Source organism: Metabacillus sp. KH_069 (genome assembly GCF_057838075.1).
In genome coordinates this window covers 1,375,305-1,400,613 of record NZ_CM174460.1, presented here as the reverse complement: position 1 = coordinate 1,400,613, position 25,309 = coordinate 1,375,305, and the positions used below count along the sequence as shown (strand labels likewise).

At 44.3% G+C, this 25,309-nt stretch carries 24 protein-coding genes; 1 reads left to right on the top strand and 23 read right to left on the bottom strand.

Annotated elements, in window-relative coordinates:
• Positions 1–37: 37 nt before the first annotated feature.
• Together AC3ISE_RS06955 and AC3ISE_RS06950 are read right to left on the bottom strand one after the other, a co-directional pair.
• Positions 38–955 carry a LacI family DNA-binding transcriptional regulator gene (locus AC3ISE_RS06955; protein WP_489223610.1) on the bottom strand — a complete coding sequence of 306 codons (918 nt, stop codon included), beginning with the start codon at positions 953–955 and terminating at the stop codon, positions 38–40.
• Between the two features lie 625 nt (positions 956–1,580).
• Entirely contained in the window at positions 1,581–2,453 is an 873-nt protein-coding gene (locus tag AC3ISE_RS06950; protein WP_489223609.1) for a dimethylarginine dimethylaminohydrolase family protein, read from the bottom strand.
• A 171-nt stretch (positions 2,454–2,624) separates the two neighbouring features.
• On the opposite strand from AC3ISE_RS06950, the gene AC3ISE_RS06945 reads away from it, so the two are divergent.
• Positions 2,625–3,869 (top strand): two-component system sensor histidine kinase NtrB, encoded by a 1,245-nt coding sequence (locus AC3ISE_RS06945; RefSeq protein ID WP_489223608.1) that lies wholly within the window; start codon positions 2,625–2,627, stop codon positions 3,867–3,869.
• Positions 3,870–3,932: 63 nt separating this feature from the next.
• On the opposite strand, the gene AC3ISE_RS06940 is transcribed toward AC3ISE_RS06945, so the two are convergent.
• The 21 genes from AC3ISE_RS06940 to AC3ISE_RS06840 all read right to left on the bottom strand — a co-directional run bounded on the left by AC3ISE_RS06940 (position 3,933) and on the right by AC3ISE_RS06840 (position 25,261).
• The gene (locus tag AC3ISE_RS06940) at positions 3,933–4,352 is read right to left on the bottom strand and encodes a hypothetical protein (protein WP_489223607.1); all 420 of its coding nucleotides are present in this window, start codon (positions 4,350–4,352) and stop codon (positions 3,933–3,935) included.
• A gap of 535 nt (positions 4,353–4,887) precedes the next feature.
• Complete coding sequence (locus AC3ISE_RS06935) at positions 4,888–5,682, bottom strand: serine hydrolase (RefSeq protein WP_489223606.1); 795 nt, start codon at positions 5,680–5,682, stop codon at positions 4,888–4,890.
• The gene (locus AC3ISE_RS06930; RefSeq protein ID WP_489224284.1) at positions 5,679–6,689 is read right to left on the bottom strand and encodes an ABC transporter ATP-binding protein; all 1,011 of its coding nucleotides are present in this window, start codon (positions 6,687–6,689) and stop codon (positions 5,679–5,681) included. Before AC3ISE_RS06930 ends, AC3ISE_RS06935 begins: the two co-directional genes overlap by 4 nt.
• The gene (locus AC3ISE_RS06925; protein ID WP_489223605.1) at positions 6,686–7,606 is read right to left on the bottom strand and encodes a C40 family peptidase; all 921 of its coding nucleotides are present in this window, start codon (positions 7,604–7,606) and stop codon (positions 6,686–6,688) included. The genes AC3ISE_RS06930 and AC3ISE_RS06925 overlap by 4 nt, the downstream gene beginning before the upstream one ends.
• Complete coding sequence (locus AC3ISE_RS06920) at positions 7,603–8,706, bottom strand: dipeptide epimerase (RefSeq protein ID WP_489223604.1); 1,104 nt, start codon at positions 8,704–8,706, stop codon at positions 7,603–7,605. Before AC3ISE_RS06920 ends, AC3ISE_RS06925 begins: the two co-directional genes overlap by 4 nt.
• A gap of 15 nt (positions 8,707–8,721) precedes the next feature.
• A complete protein-coding gene (locus AC3ISE_RS06915) occupies positions 8,722–9,645 on the bottom strand; it encodes a S66 peptidase family protein (RefSeq protein WP_489223603.1) in 924 nt (307 codons plus the stop codon).
• Between the two features lie 63 nt (positions 9,646–9,708).
• Positions 9,709–11,325: a peptide ABC transporter substrate-binding protein gene (locus AC3ISE_RS06910; protein WP_489223602.1), complete on the bottom strand. Its 1,617-nt coding sequence runs from the start codon at positions 11,323–11,325 to the stop codon at positions 9,709–9,711.
• Positions 11,326–11,356: 31 nt separating this feature from the next.
• Complete coding sequence (locus AC3ISE_RS06905) at positions 11,357–12,352, bottom strand: ABC transporter ATP-binding protein (RefSeq protein WP_489223601.1); 996 nt, start codon at positions 12,350–12,352, stop codon at positions 11,357–11,359.
• 4 nt (positions 12,353–12,356) lie between these two features.
• Positions 12,357–13,304, bottom strand: coding sequence for an ABC transporter permease (locus AC3ISE_RS06900; protein WP_489223600.1), 948 nt, complete (start codon positions 13,302–13,304; stop codon positions 12,357–12,359).
• Positions 13,304–14,236, bottom strand: a complete 933-nt coding sequence (locus AC3ISE_RS06895; RefSeq protein ID WP_309191075.1) for an ABC transporter permease — start codon at positions 14,234–14,236, stop codon at positions 13,304–13,306. Before AC3ISE_RS06895 ends, AC3ISE_RS06900 begins: the two co-directional genes overlap by 1 nt.
• 13 nt (positions 14,237–14,249) lie before the next feature.
• Entirely contained in the window at positions 14,250–15,074 is an 825-nt protein-coding gene (locus AC3ISE_RS06890) for a M55 family metallopeptidase (protein ID WP_489223599.1), read from the bottom strand.
• Between the two features lie 433 nt (positions 15,075–15,507).
• Positions 15,508–15,921 (bottom strand): PaaI family thioesterase, encoded by a 414-nt coding sequence (locus AC3ISE_RS06885; RefSeq protein ID WP_489223598.1) that lies wholly within the window; start codon positions 15,919–15,921, stop codon positions 15,508–15,510.
• 15 nt (positions 15,922–15,936) lie between these two features.
• Positions 15,937–16,719 carry an enoyl-CoA hydratase/isomerase family protein gene (locus AC3ISE_RS06880; RefSeq protein ID WP_489223597.1) on the bottom strand — a complete coding sequence of 261 codons (783 nt, stop codon included), beginning with the start codon at positions 16,717–16,719 and terminating at the stop codon, positions 15,937–15,939.
• Positions 16,720–16,725: 6 nt separating this feature from the next.
• Positions 16,726–17,109: a PaaI family thioesterase gene (locus AC3ISE_RS06875; RefSeq protein ID WP_489223596.1), complete on the bottom strand. Its 384-nt coding sequence runs from the start codon at positions 17,107–17,109 to the stop codon at positions 16,726–16,728.
• Positions 17,110–17,129: 20 nt separating this feature from the next.
• Positions 17,130–18,311: a thiolase family protein gene (locus tag AC3ISE_RS06870; RefSeq protein WP_489223595.1), complete on the bottom strand. Its 1,182-nt coding sequence runs from the start codon at positions 18,309–18,311 to the stop codon at positions 17,130–17,132.
• 18 nt (positions 18,312–18,329) lie between these two features.
• The gene (locus tag AC3ISE_RS06865) at positions 18,330–19,478 is read right to left on the bottom strand and encodes an acyl-CoA dehydrogenase family protein (protein ID WP_489223594.1); all 1,149 of its coding nucleotides are present in this window, start codon (positions 19,476–19,478) and stop codon (positions 18,330–18,332) included.
• A gap of 12 nt (positions 19,479–19,490) precedes the next feature.
• Positions 19,491–20,309, bottom strand: a complete 819-nt coding sequence (locus AC3ISE_RS06860) for a 3-hydroxyacyl-CoA dehydrogenase family protein (protein WP_489223593.1) — start codon at positions 20,307–20,309, stop codon at positions 19,491–19,493.
• A gap of 10 nt (positions 20,310–20,319) precedes the next feature.
• The gene (locus tag AC3ISE_RS06855; RefSeq protein WP_489223592.1) at positions 20,320–21,204 is read right to left on the bottom strand and encodes a 3-hydroxyacyl-CoA dehydrogenase family protein; all 885 of its coding nucleotides are present in this window, start codon (positions 21,202–21,204) and stop codon (positions 20,320–20,322) included.
• Positions 21,194–22,810, bottom strand: a complete 1,617-nt coding sequence (locus tag AC3ISE_RS06850; RefSeq protein WP_489223591.1) for a long-chain-fatty-acid--CoA ligase — start codon at positions 22,808–22,810, stop codon at positions 21,194–21,196. Before AC3ISE_RS06850 ends, AC3ISE_RS06855 begins: the two co-directional genes overlap by 11 nt.
• A gap of 12 nt (positions 22,811–22,822) precedes the next feature.
• On the bottom strand, positions 22,823–24,088 hold the full coding sequence (locus tag AC3ISE_RS06845) for an MFS transporter (protein WP_489223590.1): 1,266 nt from the start codon (positions 24,086–24,088) through the stop codon (positions 22,823–22,825).
• A 24-nt stretch (positions 24,089–24,112) separates the two neighbouring features.
• Positions 24,113–25,261: an acyl-CoA dehydrogenase family protein gene (locus tag AC3ISE_RS06840; RefSeq protein ID WP_489223589.1), complete on the bottom strand. Its 1,149-nt coding sequence runs from the start codon at positions 25,259–25,261 to the stop codon at positions 24,113–24,115.
• Between the last annotated feature and the right edge of the window lie 48 nt (positions 25,262–25,309).

Here is a 25,309-nt window from a genome sequence, read left to right as displayed (position 1 = left end):
ACTTAAACGTTTAAGTAACGGTAGAAAAAAGCAGAAGCTACTCTGCCGGTAAATACGTGTATTTTTCTAAATGCAGACCTCGATTGTCTTTAATGAGATCGGATAAAACCTGGAAAGCAATCGATGCTTTAGAATTCTTAAATAATACGGTTTTTGCTTCGGCTGGAAGGATCTCCGGGCAATTGGATGTACAGATTACGGCATCATCCTCAATGTTCCGGTATTTCGAAACAGTGCCTGCCAAAAATTCGTTGAGAATAATTGCTGATCGATCGCTGTTCGTTGCCAAAAAAGCAGCAAGGCCTTTTTCGTTCTCCATCAGATGAATATTTTCTTCAGCAAGCCCTGATGCCTTTTTAATTTGCTCAGTAAGTCCGGCATTGTGAAACTTCTCCATAATTAATACGGAGGGTTCTCGTTCAAGCTGTTTTTTTGCTGCTGAAAAAGCTCCCAGGTAATCGTACATAACCTTGTAAAAAAGTTCATCATCAATTACACTGTCAACGAGCACGAGCGGAACTCCTGTTGGAACCGTTTTTGAAATGCTGTAGAAGAAATCTTCCCGGACATCAATTAAGAAAACGCCATCCAGTTTTCGTTCTGCGATAATCTCCAGATTGGGTTTTTCCACATCAATCCTTGAGAGCACAACGTGATAACCCTGTTTTGTCAGCAGCTGCTCAAGCTCAAAAATAAACTCGGCGTGATGCGCGCGTCGCCAAACCCCTTCATGTACAGAGCGGTTTAAGAGAATACCGATCAACCCCGTTTTTTGCATAACAAGAGATCTTGCAGCAAGGTTAGGTACATAATTCAATTTCTTTGCAATCTGCAGGACACGTTCCTTTGTCTCTGCTGGAATGGATTGATTTTCTGCATTATTTAATACGTAGCTCACAGTCGCAACCGAAACATTCGCTTCAGCCGCAATATCTTTCATTGTTGCTTTTTTCATTGCTTTCACCATTTCCACTTAATCGTTTAAGTTGAGTATATAGATAAATGGATTGAATGTCTAGAGAGAAAATACGGCCTCCCATTCTAAATTAAGAAAGGGGCTTGTCAGATAGTTCCCTAAATTAAAGCAGGCAGGAAAACTATTATATTTCCTGCCTGCTTTTTTGTGAAAATAATTATTGGCGTCAGTTCCAGTAGTGCTGTAACTTTGAACCGTGCAAAAACATGAAAAATGGCAGCATTCGTCCTAGTGCCGCCACTTTGAACGGTGCAAAACATGAAAAGTGGCAGCATTCGTCCTACTGCTGCCACTTTGAACGGTGCAGAACATGAAAAATGGCAGCATTCGTCCTAGTGCTGCCACTTTGAACGGTGCAGAACATGAAAATTGGCAGCATTCGTCCTAGTGATGCCACTTTGAACCGTGCCAAACATGAAAAGTGGCAGCATTCGTCCTAGTGCCGCCACTTTGAACGGTGCAAAACATGAAAAGTGGCAGCATTCGTCCTAGTGCTGCCACTTTGAACACTTGGGTTTCACTTTTTGGTTTTACCCCCTAAATTCCCAGAAAAGAAAAAAAAGCGGTCTGCACAATCTGTCTGGCAGGCCGGCTCTACTATCCTTTATACCGTTCTCAAAATCGGAAGCGTGCAGCATCTAAATGAGCCGCCCGATTTGATGATTTCAGTAATATCCACTTCAATAACATCGTATCCTCTGTCTCTGAGCTGCCTATTTACATTTTGATTAACAGGAAGACTGATGATTTTTTTACCGCCGATCGATAGGACATTTGTCCCCATAGTGAATTGCTCAGCTTCCGTTACTTCGATTAAGCTGTAGCGTTCTCTAAGCATTTTCAGCTCTTTCTCTTCAAAAGCGGCTGGGAAGACAAGGGCTTCCGTTTCAGAAAGGACATTAAATACGCAGTCAAGATGAAGGTATTTTTCGTTGATTGGAACAGGAATAACTTCAAAGGCGGGAACGAGCGACTGCAGTTTTTCAATCGCATTCATGCACGTTCTGTCACTTACTCCTACGAAAATAGCCGTTCTGTCAATAATGACGTCTCCGCCTTCAATCCGGTGTTCTTTCAGGCATTGCATTGGATAACCCTGTGCGTCAAGCCAGCTGCGGAGCACTTCTTCCTCACCCTGTCTGATGTCCTGGCCCATTTCGGATACAAAAACGGTTTTGCCCAAAGTGAAGCCGATGTCACGGGTGAACACTTGCTCAGGGTACTTTTCATAAGGAGTGAGCATGATTACTTCCGCTCCATTTTCTTCTAATGTTTTGACAAACTGCTGATGCTGGCTGACGGCAAGCTGGACGTCAATATTTTCATCGGCATAATGCCGCTGTGTTTCATTTATAACTTCCGTAATTCGCATATAGTTTGGCTGACAGACTAGCACCTTCTTTAATGAATCATATTCACTGAAACAGGCTAAAGTCTGATCTGGTTTTCGAATCGTCGTCAAAATAAATTCCCCCATAAAAGATTGCTTTTATGAGATTATTCCCTAAATGGCGTAAATATTAAACTTTTTTGTGACATTATCTTACGCCTATTTATTTTATTCCTCTGTTAGTAATTGTCAAACTTGTTAAATTGTTATATAGTTTTAAAGGTTGAACTATATATTTCTCATATGAGGCTGGAAATAATGAAAATGGAAAATGAACTAGAAGCATTGCGAAAAGAAAATCAGCTTTTAAAAGAACTCATCACACAATGGCCGTCTGCATTTACATATGTAAATCCGGAACTTGAACTTGCGGTCTGTAAAGAAAAGTCAGACACGCCTCCATCTATTCTGAAAATGACCAGCACACAGTTGACGGCTCACACAAATCAGCGCCTCTACCTATCATCATCAGAAAACGATTCATTTCATCATACAGAAGCTTTTTTATCCGACATCTTTGATTTAGTTGCCCATCATGTTGTTTTTATTGATGAAACGGGCATTGTTACTTTATGCAATCTTCAAGCAGCAAAAGATCACGGAGTCAACCGGGACGAAATCATCGGAAAACATTTAAGGGAGCTTGTCAACATTCCAGACGAACAGCTTCTGACGCTTGAAACCGCCCGTACCGGGATAGAATTCGTTGACCGTGAAGTGCTTGATAAAAATTATGGCATCCTGAACACGAGAATCCTCTGGAATACCGATGGATCCATCAAACGCGTCATCGGGACCTTCTACTTTTTAAATGCCATAAAAGAAGCTGAAAAACAGGCAATTGCCGGAAGAATTGCTGCTGGAATTGCCCATGAAATCAGAAATCCTTTAACGACAGTAAGAGGATTTCTGCAAGTGCTTCAAGCCTCAGCAGATGCTGATACGAAAAACTTGTTTCAAACGATTTTAATTCCCGAAATCGACCGGGCAAATAAAATCATTTCCGATTTCCTGAGCATCGCAAAACCTGCCGAAATCAGGTCTGAGCATTTCGAAGTGAAAGAGTTTCTGCTGAATCATTTAGGAAGAATTTTAGAAAGCGAATCCCTGCTTTACTCCATTGAGTTTCATATTAATATCGATCCCTATGCAGAAGGAACCTGCATCCTTGGAAATAAGGATGAACTGCTGCAGGTCTTTCTGAATCTGTTTCAAAATTCGTTTCAGGCGAAAAACACAGATCCGCTGAGAATACACATCACCTGCAAGCGCCAGGAAAACAAGCTGCAGATCAGCTTTTCTGATAACGGACGGGGCATCATCCCATCCGCTCTGAATCATATTTTTGACCCTTTCTTCTCCACTAAAGACACCGGGACAGGACTCGGTCTCTCAGTTTCGAAAAAAATTGTAGAGAACCATAAGGGTACAATGCGGGCCAGCAGTGATGAAAACGGGACCGTTTTTTATCTTGATTTCCCTGTTTGTGAAGATCGGATTTAAAACGGCGCACACGAAAAGCTCAGAGTTTTAGCTCTGAGCTTTCTCATATTAATGTCTTTATTATTATCTCTTTAACAGCATTTTATCTAATTCACGCACTTTGTCATATGACTCCAAAAGGTGTTCAGGCACCATTGTTCTCCCATATTCCCAGGCATTGTTTTCTATTTCAGCCATAAGTTCCTCTTTTTCTTCATCGCCCCCATAAATCAGGGTTCTTAAATCATGTTTGTTTTTCTTAAAACTCAAATAATAGCCTATCTCATGATAAATAAGAATTTTAACAAAGTTTTCATCCGATTCTTTAATTCTCACTTTCCCTCTATATCCGTTAATTTGAAGATAATTGAATTTAATTGTATTTGTCGATACGTTATAACTCATATGTGCAGGCAGCTGGTTATCAAATTCATAATTAATATCTAAACGGTGCTCATCTAATACATCTTTAATGATTTTTTCGATATTCCATATATATAACATCTTATCTCTCCCTATCTTTCAGGAATTTTAATCTACCGTCTATTATTTCATAAATTAGAGCTGAAATGAATCATGCTTATTAGAGAAATGCCCTCTGCATCAGAACATTAAACGATTCTTTTAATAGATTCTTTTTCATCAGCTTAATACCTTCTTAAATTACCCAATTAAAAAAGCACCATAATACTTTCAGAAACGGAGCTGTCCAGAAAGTGTGTCTTTGCATATATTGTTGTTTTGATGATAAATATTGCTCGTTCCTTTCCGCTCCAGGAACTTGCTTTCCGCGGGGAGCATGGGAGCCTCCTCGGCCTTGCCTGTGGGGTCTCCCATTTTGCTCTATTTCCCGCAGGAGTCAAGTTTATCCGCTGCTATCCACTTAAGGTTTCTAACATTTAGTCCTGCAGCAACAATATTTATGAAAAGAGCCAAAGAAAAAATCCGAACTAAAACGAAATTCAAGTTGGAATTTCACATAATAGTTCGGATTTTTCTTTGGCTGAAAACCTTTTGTACCAGCCTCTTTTTTTCTGTGTTAACTGAATTGATTATCCATTAATAGCTCATCATAAATGAACTTGCCAATTTCACTGATTGTTCTTCTGCCTGCTTCCTTATTTTGAAGCTGATCCATCAGAACGGCGGCATAAGCCGTCCGATCACTAAAGCGGATGATGGCGCAATCATGCTCAATACCTGGCAGCTCACCGGTTTTGTTGCCTGCGTATACCTTATCCTTGTCCATATGATAGGGAAGCTTGTCTGTGAATTGCTGCTTTTGCAGGATGTCTTCTATTTGTTTTCTGCTTACTTCCGTGAGAAAGCCGTCCTCGCCGATTGCTTTCAAACATTTCAGCATGTCATCAGCAGTCGTCCAGTTATTCAGACCGTTTTTGATTGCTTCCAAATCCATCATATTCCGGTTCAGCTCAGTACCTGTTAGGTTCAGATCCTTCATACAGGCGTGGATCGCCGGTCTGGAAGCTTTATGGATCATATAGTTAGTCGCCGCATTATCGGACACGATGATCATTAATGAAAGCAAATCAGAAACAGTTAAGACGGAGTCATCTGAGAAAGACTGCAGGACACCTGCTCCGCCTGTTTTTTCAATGTCATGAAGGTTCACTTTTTCATCTAATGAAAGAATACCGCGCTCTTTTTGACGAAAAGCTGTCAGGAAGATAGGCAGTTTAATCAGACTCGCTGATGAAAAGATTCCGCGGCTGTTCCGTTTGATGATTTCGCCGTCAAAATCGATCGCGAGTCCAATTCTTCCTGGACAGCGATCTATTAATTCCTGCAGCTTTAGCTCTAAGTTCACCGTCATTTCGTTGCTGCGATTTGAGAAAAATCCTGGTCGCCCATGATCCTCTTGTCATACAAATGACAGGCAACGAAATGATTTTCTTCTACTTCCTGCCACACTGGCTTTTTTGAAGCGCAGGCTTCCATCGCATAGGAACAGCGTGTTCTGAATACACAGCCGCTCGGTGGACTCATCGGGCTTGGCAGCTCACCCTGAAGAATAATGCGCTCCCGCTTGTCCTCTATATCGGGATCAGGAATCGGAATGGCAGTCAGCAAAGCCTGTGTGTATGGATGGAGCGGTTTTTTGTACAGCTCGCTGCTTGCGGTCTGCTCAACAAGGTGGCCCAGATACATAACCCCAATACGGTCGCTGATTTGTTTGACCATGGAAAGGTCATGCGCAATAAAGAGGTAGGTTAGTCCTTTTTCCTTTTGCAGACGTTTCATTAGATTGACAACTTGAGCCTGGACAGATACATCGAGTGCTGAAATCGGCTCATCGGCAATAATGAATTCCGGGTCAAGGGCAAGGGCTCGTGCAATGCCGATCCGCTGTCTTTGGCCGCCGCTGAATTCGTGCGGGTAACGGTTTGCATGATCACGGTTTAAGCCTACATCTTCAAGGAGCTGATGCACTTTTTCCGTACGGCCCTGTTTATTCTTGTACATGCCGTGAACTTCCATCGGTTCAGAAATGATTTCAAGGACCGTTGACCTCGGATTTAATGAGGCATATGGATCCTGAAAAATCATTTGCATCTGCCGGTAGTAGGCAAATTTGTCTTTTCCTTTTAAATCATGAATGTTTTTACCGTTGAAAAGAACTTCTCCTTCTGTCTGGTCGTATAAACCGAGAATCGTCCTGCCGGCAGTTGATTTTCCGCACCCTGATTCCCCGACGATGCCGAATGTTTCACCCTTTTTCACCGTGAATGAAATGCCGTCTACTGCTTTTAGTGTTGACCCTTTACCAAGATGAAAATGTTTCTTTAAATTTCGTACTTCAAGCAAATTCTCCACTGTTATCCCTCCGTCTTTAGCCAATAGCGTCTAGCTGCACATAATTCCTTTTCATATATGGTTCCGGCCATGTCCAGAATCTCAATTGATTTCCCGGTGTTCGGAGAATGAAGCAGCTTGCCGTCTCCATAATAAATGCCCACGTGATGAAGACTTCCTTTTCCTTCTTCGTATGCAAAAAACAATAAATCTCCAGGCTCCATCGAGTCCAGTTCCACTTTTTCACCTGAAGCAGCCTGATCATGAGCATCCCTTGGAATGATGTATCCATTTGCTTTGCACATTGTGTAGCTGAAACCGGAGCAATCAAAGCCGAAGCTGCTCATTCCGCCCCAAAGATAAGGAAGGCCGATAAATCTTTCGCCATCAGCAACGATATCCCCGCCGCTTCCTTTAGGCACACTATCAAACCCATCAAAGATGGAAACATCCGCTGCCTTCAGTTTCCCTTTTCCATCTGGAGTTTCAACTTCAATCCATTCTGTTCCTTCTATTAATACAGGCAAAACAGTTTGAAAACTCAATGCAAATTGAGGAGTTTCATCTTCAGCATAAAGCATCGCTTTTTTGCTTTGAACGACTGCAATCGTTCCTTCCAAAGATTCCGCCTTCTCTTCGATTTGACAAAGCGGCATCCACCCCGGATATCCTCTTTCATCCTTTGAAGAGGACTGAGCCGGAATAATCACATGTGCATAGCCGTCCTCTTCGTCCATAATCCATACTTCTTCCCCAAGCAAAGCCTGTGTCTGAATTCGATTTTCATTGCAAAGAGCAAGGCTTGTTTCATAAGTCAGTCCTCCAAGCCATGAGTCAATATCAACAGGATTCACAACGGCGTTTTTATCCAGCTCCCGTGCGGAATCCTTTGCCGTCCAAACGGTTGCAACGGATACCGCAACTCTGCCTTTTCGTATCGTCATTTTGCCATAACCTCCCCATCGTTTAGAAGGACATCTGAAATTCCCAGTCCATTTCCTTCTGAAAATGTCATTTTTCTGCCGCTATACCGGACTCCGCCCTCTACAATTTCTTTCGCAAGCATAAGCGGGGCATCAAAATCAAAACGTGTAATGTTCTTTTTGGCTGCTGCAAAGTGCGCGGCGGCGGTGATGCCGATTCGCGTTTCAATCATGCTTCCGACCATGCATTCCACTCCGCAGATTTCAGCAAGCTGATTGATGATGGAAGCTTGATAGATGCCCCCTGCTTTCATTAATTTGATATTAATCAAATCCGCACTTCTCGTTTTCAGCACGTCAAACGCCTGCTTTGGAGTAAACACGCTTTCATCTGCCATAATCGGCGTTTCCACGGCATCTGTTACTTGTTTTAACCCCTCTATGTCATGAGCTTTAACCGGCTGCTCCACTAATTCAATGTTCAAGCCAAGGTCTTCCATTTTGCCGATCACATTGACCGCTTCTTTCGGCTTCCATCCTTGATTGGCATCGAGCCGGATTTTAATATCCGGACCGACTCGGCTTCTGATTTCCCGGATCCGGTCGATATCCAGTGCGCTGTCGCCAAGTCCCACTTTAACCTTTAGTACATTAAACCCTTGCTGGATATAGGAAACCGCATCTTCTCCCATTTCGCGCACGTCATTTACACTGACGGTAAAATCCGTTTCCATCTCCTCTTTATATCCGCCTAAATATTGATAAAGCGGCAGTCTGCTATGTTTGGCAAGACAATCATAAAGAGCCATATCAATCGCAGCTTTTGCACTGGAATTGCCTACTAAAATGGTTTGTATTCCCTGGAAAATAACTTCGTAGTTCAATAGATTTTTTCCGATTAAAAACGGCTTCAGCACTTGATGAATACTGGCTTCTATACTCGGCAGACTATCACCGGTAATCACAAGTGTCGGCGGCGCTTCACCCCATCCGGCAATACCGCTTTCGCACGTCACTTTCACGATGACGGATTCTGCCGTCACAACTGTCCGCAGAGCCGTTTTAAAGGGCTTTGTCAAAGGGACAGCTGCCCGAAATGTTTCAATCTTTTCGATTTTCATAGAAATCCACCCTTTTTAAAGAATCCCGCTTTCAATCACAACCGTTTTCTCATATGTATTCATTTCTGCATGTGTACCAAGCGGAATAGAGATATTAGGACTGCAGTGTCCGATTTTAAATCCTTTTAGTGCCGGTTTGTTAGCGAGTTTGATGTAATGAGCCAGCACTTCATCAAGCGAAATCGACTTTTTCCGTTTTTGAGGAACACAGTTATGAAAATCAGCAACCAGAATACCTGCTGCATCCGTTAATTTCCCTGCCATATAAAGCTGATTCATCATGCGGTCAACTGCATATGGCTCTTCATCAATGTCCTCGATTAACAGCAGTTTCCCTTTTGTATCAATCTCATAATCTGTACCGACAGAGCTTGTGATTAATGATAGATTCCCGCCAACCAGCTCCCCGCTTGCATTGCCTTCAATCATCACTTCAAGTGGCGAAAGTGATTCGTCATAAGTAAGCGGACTCTTCTCAAAAAGCTGTTGAAAATACTGTTTTGTTAACGGAAGAACACCAGCTTCTTCTCCAAAATCAGAGCTGAGCATCGGACCGTGAAACGTAATAAGACCGGTTTTCTGTCTGATGGCTGTATGCAAAAAAGTGATATCGCTGTAGCCCCAGAAAATCTTCGGGTTCTTTTCAATAAGATCATAGTCTAAGAGTGAAGCCATGCGGGCTGTTCCAAATCCGCCGCACGCGCAGATGATCGCTTTCACTTCTTGATCCTGAAACATAGTATGAACATCTTCTGCTCTTTCTTCATCTGTTCCTGCAAGATATCCGTATTCGCGTTCAATATGTTTTCCGAGTTTGAATTTCAGGCCTGTTTCTTCTAAAAAAGAAAGAGAGCGCTTCAGGTTCTCTTGATTTGGAGGACTTGCCGGGGAAATGATGCCGATTGTGTCGCCTTTTTTTAACGCCTGAGGTTTTATCATTCTAGTAGTCTCCTTTATATAGAAAAGGGATGTTCAAACAGCTGAACACCCCTTTTGCATGGCTTACTTCTTATCTGCCCATTTTAATTCTAAATATCCGACAGGGTGACGGACGATGCCTGATACATCTTCATTTTGCAGGTAAACCTGGTTGTAGAAATGGATCGGAATGATCGGTGCTTCTTCAAATAAAATCTTTTCTGCTTTGTACAGCATCTCAAAGCGTTTTGCTTCGTCAGATTCATTTTTAGAGTCTTTGATCAATTGATCATACTCCGCATTTGTCCAGCCTGTGCGGTTCATGCTGTGTCCTGTTTGGAAGTTCTCAAGGAAGTTCACAGGATCAGCATAGTCTGCTAAGAAAGAACTGCGTGACAATTGGAATTTCAACGCCTTCTGATCGGTGGCGAACACGTTCGCTTCAAGGTTAGCAAGCTTCACATCCACGCCTAAATTTTCTTTAAACATTTGCTGAAGCGCTTCTGCAATTTTCTTGTGCGTATCATCTGTGCTGTAAGTCAATGTTACTTCAGGAAGCTTGTCATAGCCTTCTTCTTTCATGCCTTTTTCAAGCAATGCTTTAGCTTCAGCAGCATCTGTTTTCACAAGGTCGCCGCTTGCTTCGCGGAAGTCTTTGCCTGATGGATCTTTAAAGCCGGGTGAAACGAAACCATATGCAGCTGTTTCCTGATTTTTTGTTACAAAATCAACGATTTGCTTTTGGTCAACAGCCATTGCGAATGCTTTGCGGATGTTAACATTCTGGAACGGTTCAAGCGTTACGTTCATGCGGTAGAAGTAATCGCCAGCCTGCTCCTCAACATTTGCTTTTCCTTCTTCAAAAAGTGATTCTGCCAAGTCAGCCGGTACATCAGATGTATCCAGTTCGCCTGTTTGGTAAAGCTGGTATTCTGTATTTGTATCTTCTACGATTGCCCAATGTACGCCATCAAGCTTCACGTTTTTTGCATCCCAGTACTGATCGTTTTTCTTCATCATAAATTCTTTGTCATGCTCCCATGACTCTAATGAGAAAGGTCCGTTTCCGACGAATGTGTCAGCTTCTGCAAACCAGTCCGGTGTTTCTGTCGCAACTTTTTCATTTACCGGGAAAAATGCCGGGTTTGCAATCACACTTAAGAAGTATGCTTGAGGGCTGATTAACGTAACCTCAAATGTTTTTTTGTCAACAGCTTTCACTTTGACATCATCTGCAGAGCCAGTTCCGCTGTTGTAAGCTTCTCCGCCCTCAATGAAGTATCCTAAAAATGCTGCCCCTGATCCTGTTTCAGGATTTAAAAGACGTTTCCAAGCAAAGACGAAATCATCAGCTGTTAAATCATCGCCGTTTGACCATTTTGCATTTTCGCGAATGTGGAACGTGTACGTTTTGCCATCTTCAGAAACGTCCCATTTCTCAGCCGCTGCGGCTTCTGGCTCATGATCTTTCCCCAGACGGGTAAGACCTTCCATTAAATTGTTCAGCGCATTCCATGAAACAGCGTCAAATCCGATAACCGGATCAAACGAAGTTGGTTCAGCCCCGTTGTTCAGGTGCAAAATTTTCTCTTTCTCTTTTTCGTCTTTTCCTGTGTCTTTTCCTGCACTCTCATTTGCTGTACATGCTGCAAGCACGAATACAAGCAAGGCAGTCAGGAACATCGCCATCCACTTTTTCATAATACTCCCCCTCTTAATCTTGATCTATATGTTATTTCATTGATGCTGCAGCTAATGCGCGGCTGTCCTGAAGCCAGCAGTCTACTTGGTGCTCTTTGCTTAATGCTGACGTAAAAGGATACACTCGGTCACATACTTCCATCGCATATTCGCACCTTGCCGCAAACGGGCACCCTTCAGGAGGCGAAAATAAATCCGGCGGCGAACCCGCAATCGGAATCAGCTCTTCTCCCTCAATATCAAGCCGCGGGATGGAACGAAGCAAACCCTTTGTATATGGATGCTGAGGCTGATAGAAAATTTCTCTTCTAGAGCCTGCTTCTACAATTTTTCCGGCATACATAACCGCAACGCGGTCAGCAACTTGAGCGACCACCCCCAGGTCATGGGTTATCAGAATAATGGATACCCCTGTTTTCTTCTGAATGTCACGGAACAGATCGAGAATTTGAGCCTGAATCGTCACATCAAGTGCGGTCGTCGGTTCATCAGCAATCAGCACTTCCGGCTCACAGACAAGCGCCATCGCAATGACGATTCTCTGCCTCATCCCGCCGCTGAATTGATGCGGATACTGCTTTAAGCGCGCTTCAGGGCTTGGAATGCCAACAAGATTCATCATCTCAAGAGCTTTTTGTTTTGCTTTTTCTTTCGGCATGCTCTCATGCTGGATAATGCCTTCCATGATTTGATCTCCGATGGTGAGCGTCGGATTCAGTGCTGTCATCGGATCCTGGAAGATCATTGAAATGTCTGCGCCGCGAAGCTTTCTCAGCTCTTTTTCCTTCATTTTTGTTACATCTTTTCCTTTAAAAAGGATGGAGCCTGAATCAATTGTTCCCGGTGGTTCAGGTATAAGGCGCATAATGCTTTGTGAAGTCACACTTTTTCCGCAGCCGGATTCTCCTACGATTGCGAGCGTTTCGCCTTTCCGTAAATCAAAGGTTACTCCCCTTACCGCCTTTACGCGTCCTCCGTATGTTTTAAATGACACGTGGAGGTCGTTTACTTCCAGTACTTTTTCCATGATGTTACCTCCTTAGCTTTGGATCAAGCGCATCCTGCAGTCCGTCTCCGAGCACGTTAAAGGCAAACATTGTCAGAGAGATGCACAGGGCAGGAAAAAAGAGGCGCCACCAGTGTCCTGTTAAGATTGTTGAAAGAGCATCACTTGCCATCACACCCCAGCTTGCAAACGGAGCCTGGATGCCAAGTCCGAGAAAGCTCAGGAACGCTTCTGCAAAAATAGCAGATGGAACGGTAAGTGTAATTTGAACAATAATCGGGCCCATTGTGTTTGGAAGCAGGTTTTTCCGGATGATCCTGCTTGTTTTCGTGCCGAATGATTTAGATGCATGAACAAATTCATAGTTTTTGATTTGAAGCACCTGTCCCCTTACTATCCTCGCCATCCCAATCCAGCCTGTGACGGTCAGGGCTACGATAATCGTAAATAAACCAGGTCCCATCACGACCATGAGCAAAATAACGACAAGCAAATACGGAAGGCCGTACAGGACTTCAACGACGCGCATCATGTAATGATCGATTTTGCCTCCTTTATAGCCGGCAATGCCTCCGTAGAGAACGCCGATTGCAAAGTCAATTAATGCGGCAATCGCTGCAACGAAAAGCGAAATTCTCGCTCCGTACCATGTTCTAGTAAAAACATCGCGTCCAAGTTCATCTGTTCCGAACCAGTATTTGGCTGATGGAGGCAGATTTTGATCGGTCAGAATTTGTGTTCGGACAGAATGGGGTGAAATAATCGGTCCAAAAATGGCCATGAATGTAATAAAAATCAAGAAGATCAAGCCTGTCATCGCAAGCTTATTTTTACGCAGTCTTCTCCAGGCATCGTGCCAGTAGGAAAGACTTGGTCTGACGACGGCTTCTGCAGCCTGCCTGTCCCTCGATTTCGGAACAAACCAATCATCAGGGATATCCCGGGAAGGATCGTGCTGTTTTCTGAGCTCCATTATCTTCCCTCCCTTTTATTTAATTGAATTCTTGGATCTAAAATTCCATAAGCAACATCGACAAGGAAAAGCATCACGATCAGAATCGTGCTGTAGAAGACGGTCGTGCCCATGATGACTGGGTAGTCACGGGTGCCAATGCTTTCGATGAAGTATTTTCCCATGCCAGGAATCGCAAATATTTTCTCAATAACAAATGTTCCTGTTAAGATACTTGCTGCAAGCGTGCCAAGGACTGTTACAACCGGAAGAAGGGCGTTTCTCAGCGCATGCTTGAACACGATTTTGACAGGTGAAAGTCCTTTTGCACGGGCTGTTCTTATGTAATCCTGAGTCAGCACTTCAAGCATGCTTGAGCGTGTCAGACGGGCAATAATGGCCATCGGTCCTGTAGCAAGCGCGAGTGTAGGCAGAATCATGTGCATCGGGCTCGACCATGTCGCAGCAGGAAGTATTTTTAGATTAACGGCCAGATTTTGAATTAAGAGGGTCGCCATGATAAAGTTTGGAACGGATATACCCAGAACGGCGATGGTCATCGCTAAATAATCAATGAAACCGTTGTGGCGGAGCGCTGCAATGATGCCAAGCGCAATCCCTGAAAATACAGCTACAACGAGCGTGACAATTCCAAGCTCAAAAGAAACCGGAAAGCCGCGGCCAAGCAATTCATTGACTGTTTGCGAAGACTTTTTAATAGAAGGGCCGAAATCAAAGGTGACAAGTGACTTCATGTACATCGCATATTGCACAGGAAGCGGTTCGTCCAAATGATAGAAAGCTTCAAGATTTCGCTGTACGGCTTCGCTTGTCCCCCGCTCTTCGTTAAAAGGCGAACCTGGAATAGTATGCATCAGGACGAACGTGAGCGTAATAATCAGCCAAAGCGTAAGGATCATCGAAAGCAGACGTTTAAAAAGATATGTATTCATAAGTTCTCACTTCCTAACAGAATGTCGTTCTCATCGCAAGCTCCGTCATGACAAGCATCGCCCGGTAGGCTTCAAGAATGTCGCTTGCCTGGAAACGGACAATCGTGGTGTTTTCTACGTGCTCTGTTCCGGGCATAAGCGCTGCCCATTCAGCTTGTCCATAGTTTGCAAACTCAATGGCCATAAGCGGACGGTCTGGAGGAGTGAGCGGCTTTACGTTTTCTCTGTTTTTAATGGCAAGGGCTGTTTTCTCTTTTAGCAGCTCCCCTGCCTTGACCGGCGTCAGTGATTTTACGACCGATCTGGAAATCGTCTCCTTTACGACAGCTGTGGTGATATTCGGAATGAGTGCTTCTGCTTCCATTGCTGCCTGATCGTCTCCAGCCACCATAATGACCGGAACCCCGTGATAGCCTGCAACGTATGCATTAAAGCCAAGCTCCCCTACCGCAACATCATTTATGTAGATCTCTCTCACACCAAAAATCATCGTGTGGGACATGACACCTTTTTTAGATGCGCGTGCATGATACCCGGTGAAAATAGCCCCGTAATAACTGTCATCTAGCCCTTGAACCATACTGTAGGGCTTAACATCCCCCGTAATGAGCTGTGTTTCAGGATGCAGCCTTTCAATGAGCAAATTGTTCATTTTAGAGTGACTGTCATTGACAATCACTTCTTCCGCACCAGCGTCAAAAGCCGATTCAATGACATAATTGGCTTCATCCGTCATGATCTGGCGGCCGCGTTCATAATTGTGCCTGGATGAATTCACATGTGTCTCATCAGCGAGTCCAGTGATTCCTTCCATGTCAACTGAGACATATATCTTCACCCATATTCCCCCTGTTTGTATTGCTAATTTTCTTAAAATTATAAATTAAAAATCATTACTTTACAATAACATTTACATAAAAATGCATGATAGCGAATAGATTTACTTCATTTCCCATGGATATAAAGACCTAATAGATACACATTTTAGTAGATGAAACATGAAAGAAAACCTACTCCAGTTTTTATTTGATAGAGTAAAAGAATGATTTTTAAACGTAATCCCGAATACAATAATTTTAACTAAAATGGTGAAAAACCCTTTACTTGTAAAGGGTTTATAAGACGACTTATCCATAATTGCGCTTCCTCCGGCTATCACCCGGACAAAAATCCCGATCTGCATAGTTTACATTTCACCCAAGTTATTTCGGACGCCGAAAAACAGTCATTTAGACTCCCTGCCATTTTTCCTGTGCATAATCTTCGACTATCTAAATACCATCTTCATCTCTGATTAATTTAAACGTCCCTGTTCCCTTGGCCAATATTTTTCCAGAGAAATCTCTTATTTCACCTTCCATAAAAGCTACCTTGTATCCGAGCTGCAGAACATTTGCTTCTGCGAAAATGTCGCCTTCTGAAATAGCCGCCAAGTATTGGACGTTTAAATTCATTGTGGCACATCTTGTTTTTGTAATGGATCTGAGCAGCATACCCTGAATAAAATCCAGCATGGTTGCATGAACGCCGCCGTGCAGCGTTCCATTTGCATTCAGCACATGCTCTTTGATCGAAAGTTTAATTTTGACGGAATGTTCTTCAAAATGAAGGATTTCGATTCCCATATGGTTATAAAAAGGGCTGCTTTCAAAGCTTTCCCTAATGTCATGAACGAGAATGGCCACAGTAATCGTCCCTTCTTATTTGGATGTAAATTCAGGCTTTCTTTTTTCTAAAAAGGCAGATGTTCCTTCATTTTTATCATCGGTTGAAAACAGTACAGCCTGTGCAAGCTTTTCAATGACAAGCCCTGTTTTTTGATCGGCATCAAACCCTGCATGCACTGCAAGCTTTGCGAGTTTGACCGCAAGCGGACCTTTTGAAAGAATTTGTCTCGCTGCTTCTTCTGTTTTTCCCTGTAATTCTCCGGCTTCTGCAATCTCTGAAACGAGCCCGATTCGGTATGCTTCCTTTGCATCAATGATTTTCCCTCTTAAAATCATGTCCATTGCCACACCTTTACCAACTAGCCTCGCAAGCCTCTGTGTGCCGCCTGCACTTGGAATGATGGATAAATTCAGCTCCGGCAGTCCGAATTTAGCATGTTCTGAAGCAATCCGGATGTCACATGCCATCGCAAGCTCGCAGCCTCCCCCAAGAGCGAAGCCATTTACCATGGCAATGGTTGGTTTATCGTAGGCTTCTATGTAATCATAAACCTGCTGCATGCCCCCTCGATTAAAAACATCCAGTGCTGTTCTGGACTTCAGCTGGCCGATATCAGCTCCAGCTGCAAATGATTTTTCGCCGCTTCCGGTAAAAACGACACACCCTGTCTCATCATCTGCTGCCAGGATTTCTAAAGCTTCCATCATTTCAGTTAACGTTTCTTTATTTAAAGCATTTCGAAGCTCCGGTCGATTGATCACAAGGTAAGTAAGTCCGTCTGATTTTCTGACCTCGATATTGGCAAAAGCGTTCATTTTTCTTCATCTCCTTTTTTTAAGCAGTTTAAAGTCTGCCTGGCTTTTCGCAATAAGAATTTGATTTTCATCGTAAACCCAGCCTTCAGCAGATGCCATGCTATCTGAACAGTGCGTCACTCTGGCCCTGCATAGTAATGATCTCTTGACGGCTGCATCAAAAATGGTTGTGTTCAAAACAATCGTCGCAGTGGGAGCACCTCCCGCTTTAGATGCAGCTGTCCCCATGGCAATATCAAGCATCGTGTAAAAAATGCCGCTTCCAATCGTATGAGGATCGGCCAAATGTTTATTCTCAATCAGGACAGAAATGATAATTTCTTTTCCTTGATCCTGCTCCCTCCGGAGGGACAAATGATCAAAAAAGGAAGAATGCATAATATCCAGCATTTGCCCCGCTCCTTTCCGCTTTAGACAAGTTCAATCATCATGGCCATTCCCTGTCCGCCGCCGACACAGAGCGTCGCTACACCAAGCTTGCGATTGCTCCGTTTCATCTCATGTACAAGCGTCGTCACAATTCTTGCACCAGTCGCACCCAGTGGATGTCCGAGTGCAATGGCCCCTCCGTTGACGTTGACTTTTTCCTTATCAATCTCTAATTCTCTGATAACAGCAAGGGCCTGAGAAGCAAAGGCTTCATTTAGTTCAAATACATCTATGTCTGCGATGCTTTTATTGGTTCTTTCTAATAGCTTCCTCACCGCTGGTACAGGACCAATGCCCATAATTTCAGGGGAAACACCTGCTGCCGCCCAATCTACTACTCTCGCAAGCGGTTTTATATTCAGTTCTTCTGCTTTGCTTTCCGTCATTAAAACTAGTGCAGCTGCCCCGTCATTTCTGCCGCAGGCATTTCCGGCGGTTACCGTTCCTGACTTTCTGAATGCCGGTTTTAATTGTGCTAACTTTTCATAAGTAGTTTCAGGGCGAGGGTGTTCATCGGTATTAAATAAAGTAGATCCTTTTTTATGAGGAACATCAATCGGCACAATTTCATCCTGGAAAACCTGATTTCGAGCTGCCTGTTCTGCTCTCTTTTGACTTTCAAGGGCAAAGGCATCCTGATCTTCTCTTGAAACCTGATACTTCTCGGCCACATTTTCAGCTGTGATTCCCATGCCGAGATGCTCGCCAAACGTTTCCTTTGGCTGCTGTCCGTTCTCTTTATTCGAATCGACCAGATGTGCTGCATCTCCGCCAAAACGGGATCCGCGAAGATAGATCGGAGCCTGGCTCATATTCTCCGTGCCGCCGGCGACCACGATTTCAGCCTGTCCTGACTGAATTTGCTGCACGGCAGAGGCGATTGCCTGCATGCCGGATGCGCAAAGGCGATTAATTGAAAAAGCAGGAGCTGTTTCAGGAATACCTGCTCTCAGTGCTGCAACTCTTGCAACATTTGAAGCAAGAGTCGTTTGTCTGACTTCCCCTAAAATGACTTCATCGACCTGTTCAGCAACAACTCCAGCTCTATTTAGAGCCTCTTTTATCGCATAGGAAGCCAAAAAACTGGCCTCAACATCTTTAAGCGCTCCTCCGTACCTGCCGATGGGTGTCCGTACAGCACTTGCTATCACAATGGTTTCCATAGATTCTTAGCTCCTTCCTTATTGATATTGCTTTTTCAGCTGACCTGCGATGATATTTTTCTGAATTTCAGATGTGCCTTCATAAATTCTCGTAATCCGTGCATCGCGGAAAAATCGTTCGATCGGGTAATCTGCAATATAGCCGATTCCCCCATGAACCTGAACCGCTTTATCCGCTACCCGGTTATAAACTTCAGATCCAAACAGCTTCAGCATTGCCGCCTCTTTAATCACCTTCATGCCCTCGTCCACCATCCAGGCAACCCGGTAAGTAAACGACCGCAATGCTTCAATTTCCATTGCCATCTCGGCAATCATGTGAGAAACTGCCTGATGTTCAAAAATAGGAACATCAAATTGCACTCTTTCCTGGGAATATGTCATCGAGAGGTCAAGCAGCTTTTGACAGGATCCCAGATTTCGAGCTGCTAGACCAGCGCGGCCATTTGCGAGAATTTTAAGAGCATTAACGTACCCCTGCCCTTCCTCTCCAAGCACATTTTCAGCTGGAACCTCACAATCTTCTAAAATGATTTCAGCAGAATGGGAACCGCGCAGGCCCATTTTCTTTTCAACAGCTCCTACTTGAAATCCCGGAAAATCCTTTTCAATGATAAAAGACGTGATGCCCTTTGCTCCTTTTGAAGAGTCTGTTACGGCCATTACTGTAAAGACATCTGCCTCGGTGGCATTCGTGATGTAATGCTTCGTCCCGTTCAGAATGTAGTTATCACCTTTTTTCACAGCAGTTGTCTTAAGATTTGTCGCATTAGATCCAGCGCTTGGCTCAGTAAGGGCAAACGCACCGATTTTCTCGCCGCTTGCCATGGCAGGGAGGTATTTCTGCTTTTGCTGATCGTTTCCCATCTCGACGATGCCGACTGTTCCAATCCCTGTATGTGCACCTATTAAGGTTGTATAACCATTATGTGTAGCGCCGATTTCTTCATATAAAGCGCATTTGCCAACCATGCCAATGCCAAGTCCGCCGTATTGCTCCGGAATGCTTAATCCGAAAAGCCCAAGTTCCTTTGACATGGCAATGATCCGTTCAGGAATCGAATTAGACTCCTCAATTTCCATGGCAACGGCTTCAACTTCTGTTTGAACAAAATCGCGGACGTTACGTTTTAAAAATTGAATGTCCTCATCAAATTGAAAGTTCATCAAGGCCGCCTCCTAGCTGTATTCATAAAACCCGCGTCCGCTTTTCTTCCCGAGCCAGCCGGCTTTAACATACTTCACAAGGATCGGACACGGACGGAATTTTTCGCCGAGCGTTTTATAAAGATATTCCATATTCCGAAGCCTCGTATCAAGCCCCACTAAGTCAGCAAGCTCGAGCGGTCCCATTGGATGATTTAGGCCAAGCTTCATCGCCTTATCGATATCCTGAACCGAGCCGACTCCCTCCATCACCATCGTCATCGCTTCGTTTCCGATCAGGCAATTCATGCGGCTGACTGCAAAACCCGGGAACTCATTGATCTTTACGCATTCTTTTCCAAGCGCCTCCCCAAATTGGAAGCAGGCATCTATCGTTTCTTGTGACGTTTCCAGGCCGCAAATGACTTCGATCAGCTTCATTTTTGGCACCGGATTGAAAAAGTGAAGCGCAATGCACTGCTTGGGCCGGCTTGTTTGCGCACCGATTTCAGTCGGGCTCATCGTTGACGTATTCGTTGCAAGAATAGCCGACGGCTTTGCATACCGGTCTAGCTCTTTAAACACGCTGATTTTCAGTTCCATTACTTCAAGGACTGCTTCAATAATGAGATCTGCATCTTCTGCAGCCTGTTTTAGTTCCGTTGTGTAAACAATGCTCGCTTCCGCATCTGTCTTGCCTGCCTTTTCAAATTGTCTCGACACATAAGATCTGCAAATATCCAGCGATTGTTCATGAATATCCTGAACAATAACTGAAAACCCTGCAGCCGCACATGCATAGGCAATGCCGCGGCCCATTGTACCTGCACCAATTACACTGACTTTTTGCACATAATCACCCCTATTTCACTGCAGCCTTTTGGTTGTCATATGTGTAAAAACCTTTGCCTGTTTTTCGGCCGAGCTCTCCTTTTTCTACCTTTTCCTGAACGATCCTGGCAGGCTTATCGCGTTCGTTTCCGCTTTCCTCATAGCGCTGCATTCTGACAAAATAGTTCACATCAATGCCGGTCAGATCCATTAAGGCGAATGGTCCAATCGGATGATTCAGTGCTTTTGTACAGACGAGATCGATTTCTTCATGGCTGGCATAGCCGTTTTCAAGCAGGTACACCGCTTCATCCATCAGCTTTCCTAAAATTCGGTTCGCAATGAATCCTGAGATTTCTTTATTCAGCAAAACTGGCAGCTTATTAATCTTTTTCACAAAGTCCATCGACGTTTGAGCCGTTTCTTCTGAAGTGTGCGGACCTTTCACAACCTCTACAAGCTCCATGACTAATGCAGGATTAAAAAAGTGAATGTTGCACACCTTATCAGGACGGCCCGTTACATCCGCTATCTTTGAACTGACAATCGTTGAGCTGTTAGTCGCTAAAATAGCATGCGGCGGTGTAATTTCATCAAGCTTCTTAAAGAGCTCTCTTTTTACATCCAGCTTTTCAACAATCGCTTCAATGACCAGATCCGCTTCCTTTAATTCATGAAGAGATGCGGTAAACGTAATCCGGCTGAACGCAGCTTCAACCTCCTCAGCAGTGAACCTGCCTTTCTTAACACGTTTCTCCATCTGAATTCCCAGAAACTGCTTTGCTTTTTCAAGGCTTTCTGCGCTTACATCCTGCAGCGTGACCGGATATCCGGCAAGTGAACAGACCATCGCAATTTGCGAGCCCATCGTCCCCGCTCCGATTACAGCCACATTTTCAATTGATTCAATTCCCATTTTGATTGTCCCCTCTCTCTGTTTCTTCTTTTACAAGCAGTCGTTTTAATAGTTTTCCAACCGTATTCCGCGGCAGGCTGTCCCGCACTTCAAACTGCTTTGGAACTTTATAGGGTGTTAGTTTTGTATAGCAATAGCCCCTCAGCTCTTCTTTATCAATCGTCTTCCCATCCTTTGGAACAACGTACGCTTTCACTCGTTCTCCGTGCTCCTCATCAGGCAGACCGACTACAGCCGCTTCCTTGACATCCGGATGTTCATAGAGTACACCTTCAATTTCCTGCGGATATATATTAAAGCCGCCCAATATGATCATTTCTTTCTTGCGGCCGACAATATAAAAGTAGCCTTCCTCATCCATCGTCGCCAAATCCCCGGTGTACAGCCAGCCATTCTGCAGAGCGGAATGTGTTTCAGCTTCATTGTTCCAGTAGCCCTTCATGATCTGCGGACCCTTGATCAAAAGCTCTCCGACACTTTTAGGCCCGAGCGCAAGGTTGTCCTCATCGACAATCATGCAGTCGGTTTCTGGAACAGGAATGCCGATGCTGCCGATTTTTCTTTTGCCAAACGGCGGATTGCGGTGTGTGGAAGGTGAAGCTTCTGACAGTCCGAATCCTTCCCCTATCCGCGTTCCAGTCAAGCTTTCAAATCGCTGAATGATTTCAACCGGAAGCGGTGCAGATCCTGAAGAACAAAGCTTTAGACAATTCAGTTTTGCTTCTTCTATTTCAGGATGATTGACGAAAGCGATATACATCTTCGGCACGCCTGGAAAAAAAGTCGGACGGTGCTTTTTAATTTTTTCCAGTACATCATCAATCTCGAACTTCCTGAATAAAAGCAGCCTCCCTCCAATGAAGATTCCCAGGTTCATGCCGCTTGTCATCGCATACACATGATAGAGCGGTGTTGCAATCAGGACGGTTTCTTTTCCCTGAATCATCGAATCCCCGTACATCAGGTAGCTTTGGTAGACGTTGGCTGTAAGATTGAAATGAGTCAGCATCGCGCCTTTCATTTTCCCGGTGGTTCCGCCTGTGTACTGGATCACTGCAACATCTTCCTTCGCATTGATCTCGGCAGGACGTTTTAAAGAAATCCCAGAGGCAATCAGATCTTCAAGCTTCAGATAATGGCCGTATGAGTCAGAAAGCTGGGATGCCATCATATGGGTAAAGGAATAAAGGTCGCTGACTTCATTAATGGTTTTCCTGCCAGCTGCATCCGCAACGATCGTCGTCACTTCAGCATCTGCTACAATTTGAAGCAGCTCTCTCGCTGTGTACATCGGGTTAATTTGGACAACAATCAGCCCCAGTGCATGAGCGGCGTAATAGGAAATCACGTAATCGGGATGATTGGCCAGCATCAATCCGATGCGGTCACCCTTTTTGAACCCCATTTCATTCCATTTTCCTGCGAGCCTATCAACTTTGTTTTTCAGCTCCAGATACATTATTTCTAATTCTTCAAAAAGGATTGCGGTTTGCCCGCCATATCGCTCTGCGGTTTTCTCAAGCATTGTATAAACGGACTGTTCCGGTATATGAACGTCCCCGTGCTGATAAAATGAATGCCAGGGACGCTGGATCGTACGCTCCACACTACCTCCTCCTTACTTTCCGATTGCGGCTTGATTTTCTGCGGCAAGGTCAATTTTTGAATTAGGCCTTACAAAAACCGTGAACAATACGCCGAATAGCGTAATCAGCCCGGCCATGAAGATGATTGATAAATCAAAGCCTGCCGCACTGTTTTCACCTGATAATCCAATGATATAGCCTGTAATTAAAGGTCCAACAATGCCCGCCAAGTTGCCTGATGAGGTTAAAATACTTGTCATCAGACCGCCGCGCTCAGGGAGCAGGTGAATGATGATCGTTGGTCCTATCGTTAAAATGCCATACGTAAGTCCTTTAGCAAGACACATGGCGATAATAACCCAGATTGAATTTGTAATATAAGCCGTAGAAGCAAGCAGCAGCGCGCCGATGATCATGGCCATGCCGACTACATACACCCTCGATATCCGCCAGTCTTTATTCCGCTTAAACATTCTGTCCGACAAAACAGATACCCCGATATAGACGCCGACTGAAACAACTCCAATGCCTGAAACTGCATAACCCATCTCAATATTTGTCATGTTGACGATTTTCACTAAGTAAACAGGAAGCCACACAGCAAACCAGACAACAAGCAGGTAGGTTGAAAAATAAGCAAGCGTTGTAAACAAAGCAGATGGTTTAGAGAGCATCAGTAAAAATGCTTTTACATCAAGCTTCTCAAGCTGCTTTTTCTTTGGTTTTTCGTCTTCTTCCAGTTCATCAGCCCGAGGGACGTCACGAGTGAATTGGATCGCGACAAACCAGACAATACTTGCGACTCCTAAAAACGCGAAAGCCATCCGCCAGCCGAAAATATGGATGAGCGCGACTAGAATCGGCGCCGCTACCATCGCACCAAGCGTAGCTCCTGATACAACAACTGAATTGGCAAGTCCGCGAAGCTTTGGAGGAAACCAAGTGTTTGCATGGTTATAAGCAATCGGGCTGAACGGCCCTTCAAATGCTCCAAGTAAAAAACGGTACAGCAGAAGCAATGGGAGACCTGCAATGGCAAGCACGCCTATTTGCAAAACCGCCCATGTCAGCATCAAAAATCCGAGCACTTTTTTAGCTCCAACCCGGTCAGCCCATGCTGCGCCAAAAATACCTGTTACAGGATAAAGCCAGTAATAACTGCTGCCGACAAGACCCCAATCGGCGTACGAAAGATTAAATTCCTTCATGATCGGGACAGCTGCAAGCCCCGTAATCGATTTATCCGCAAAGTTAATGAACATCCCAAAGAATAGTAAAACAAGCACAGTCCAGCGCATCTAACTCCCCCTATCCGCTCTTGCTCAATTTTCTTCCAGCACTCGTCTTGCAATGATCAGACGCTGAATTTCATTTGTTCCCTCATAAATTTTCGTAATGCGGGCATCGCGGTAAAAACGCTCTACCGGATAATCCGAAACATAGCCCATGCCCCCATGAATCTGTACCGCTTTGTCTGCTACCCGATTGAAGACATCAGACGCAAACAGCTTCGCCATCGATGCTTCCTTGATGACTTTTTTTCCTTCATCAATCATCGATGCAGCCATATAAGTGAGTGTTCTTGCTGCTTCTGTTTCTGTTGCCATATCCGCAAGCATCCACTGAATCGCCTGATTGTCGGCAATCGGTTTTCCAAATTGAATCCGTTCTTTTGCATACGATGCTGAAAGCGCTATTAACTTGTCGCATGAACCAACTGCTCTGGCCGCCAGCCCCACACGGCCTTCGCTCAGAATTTTCAGCGCTGACATATATCCCATGCCGACTTCACCGATTACATTTTCCTCAGGCACGACGCAATCTTCGAAAATCAATTGTGCTGTATGAGATCCGCGCAGCCCCATCTTTTTATCTTTTTTTCCAAGCGAGAAGCCAGGAAAATCCTTTTCAATTAAAAATGCAGTAATTCCGCCTTTCGCTCCTTTTTCCTTGTCCGTTAAGGCAAATACCGTAAAGACATCAGCAACAGGCGCATTCGTAATGAAATGCTTCGTCCCATTTAAAATCCACTGATTCCCCCGTTTCTCTGCACGCGTTGCGAGATTCGTAGCGTCTGAACCAGCGCCTGGCTCTGATAAAGCAAACGCTGCGATTTTCTTTCCTGCAGCCATATCCGGCAAATACTTTTGTTTTAATGATTCTGAAGCAAGCTTCACGAGTCCTGTGCTTCCGATGCCTGTATGGGCACTGATCAAACTGACAAATCCGTTATGTGTATGTCCCAGCTGTTCAAGCACCACTGCTTTTCCAACCGCATTCAGCCCAATTCCGCCGTACTCTTCCGGAATGCTGATGCCGAAAAGTCCAAGGTCCTTCGCCTGTTCTACTAAATGGTCTGGAATCCGGTCTTCATCCTCAATCTGCTGAGCGTATGGTTCAACCTCGTTATCTACAAAACTTCTCACCATTTTTTTCATTTGTTCGATTTCTTGAGTAACTGTTGCCTGCATCTATAAATCCCCCTTTTAAATTCTTACTCTAGTAGATGCAAGAAGTGT